2 protein-coding genes are annotated in these 1,889 nt (G+C 59.2%); both read left to right on the forward strand.

Annotation, left to right across the window (positions count from 1 at the left end; genetic code table 11):
- Window positions 1-701: SDR family oxidoreductase (locus ABX749_RS31375; protein ID WP_372899498.1), on the forward strand; the 701-nt coding region annotated here is incomplete at its 5' end.
- Complete coding sequence (locus ABX749_RS31380; protein WP_372899499.1) at window positions 698-1,672, forward strand: AAA family ATPase; 975 nt, start codon at window positions 698-700, stop codon at window positions 1,670-1,672. The genes ABX749_RS31375 and ABX749_RS31380, both read left to right, overlap by 4 nt.
- Window positions 1,673-1,889: the final 217 nt, after the last annotated feature.

Consider the following 1,889-nt stretch of genomic DNA (forward strand, 5'->3'; position numbering starts at 1 on the left):
AAACATGTTTCGACGAGATGGATCGATTGGAGACACCGGCACGCGTGATTGGCGGGTACGGCCAGACCAAGTGGGCGGCCGAGAAGTTACTGTGGTCGATCGCGGGAACGCAAATCCCGGCGATCTATCGGTTGGGGCTGTTGACCGGAGACACAAAACACGGCGTCGGCGGCCTTCACGACCAGCTGGCGATGTTCACGCGGGGAATCGCGTTGCTGGGGCAATACCCCGAAGGCATCGACGACTTTTGTTTTGACGTGACACCGGTGAATCAAGCGGCGCGCGGAATTGTCCGCCTCTTGCTCGACAACCATTCCGGTGCGTTCCACCTGTGCGGTCCGCAACCGGTTTCCGCGTCGCGTTGGATTGGGGCGATGCAACGAGTGGGGATTGATTTGGCACCGGTATCGCGTCAGCATTTCAAATGCACGGCAGATCGCTACCAACGGGATGAAACGAACACAAACGTCGACCGTCGGGACGTCGCGGCGGCCTGCCTGGCGTTGACCTATCGAACGACGGCTTCAGATAATCACCGAGCGATGGATTTGTTTTTGGCGACGAAGACTCGATTCGATGCGACGCGGGCAAACCATGTGCTGCAACCCACTGGAGAACAGATCCGTCCGGTCAGTGATCGGCAACTGCAAACAATGGCGGGTGTGATGTTGAAATCGATCCGAGGGAGGGCGGAGGCATGACGACGGGAATGGTGTTGGGAAAGTTCTTGCCGCCGCACCTGGGGCATGCGTATCTCGTTGATTTCGCGCGGCACTATGTCGACGACTTGACGGTCGTCGTCGGCACGCTTGCCGCAGAACCGATACCTGGCGCCCGACGCTACGAGTGGATGCGAGAGATGTTCGCCGGAACGGGAACGCGTGTGGTACATCTGGACCAGGAACTGCCGCAAGACCCATCGGAACACCCTGAGTTTTGGCGACTCTGGGAGGACGCGCTGCGTCCTTTGCTTCCCCAGCGGTTGGACTACGTCTTTGCTTCGGAACCGTACGGGTGGAAACTAGCCGAGGTATTGGGGGCACAGTTCGTGCAAGTGGACATCGATCGCAGCGTGATGCCGGTCAGTGGAACCAAGGTCCGCGAAAAGCCTCTTGCCCATTGGCGCTATCTTCCGCCTTGTGTGCGGAGTCACTTTGTTCGACGCGTCAGTGTTTTCGGTCCTGAATCAACCGGCAAGAGCACGCTGGCAAAAGACTTGGCGGAACATTTTCGCACCATCGCCGTTCCCGAGTATGCACGCACGTTGATCGAGTCCCAGCAGGGACGGATCGAAGCCGCTGACATTGCACGCATCGCGCGTGGGCAAGCGGCCAGTGAAGACGCCTTGGCTCGGGCCGCCGACCGCGTGTTGTTTTGCGACACGGACTTGTTGTTGACGACGATCTGGAGTGATTGGCTGTTCGACGATTGCCCAGACGAAGTCACCCGTGAAGCGGGCCGGCGAACCTACGATCTGACCCTGTTGACCGACGTGGACGTGCCTTGGGTGGAAGACCAGGTTCGCTACCTGCCCCGAGACCGCAGCAATTTTTTCCAGCGATGTGAAACGGTGCTGCAAGCACACCAGCGACGTTACGTCGTATTGCGAGGTTCCTGGGAAGAGAGATTCCAAACGGCCGTTGATGCGGTGGACGCATTGCTGACGGAGTGATCCATGATGCCGCAATTATGTCGGTCATGCTGTGCAGGACGACCGCCTGACACCAAATCATGTGGATGGGGAAACCATATCACGGCATTTGCCCAGAGGGCATGCACAACATAGCCTGGGGTCAGGGAACGAGCGCAGCGTAGTGACCGCCACCCCAGGAAAGGAACACCATGCCCTCTCCCCCCCTTACGAACGGCCGGCGGCAAAGCCGCCGGCC

This window comes from Stieleria sp., assembly GCF_041595215.1.
In the GTDB taxonomy this organism is placed as follows: Bacteria; Planctomycetota; Planctomycetia; order Pirellulales; family Pirellulaceae; genus Stieleria; species Stieleria magnilauensis.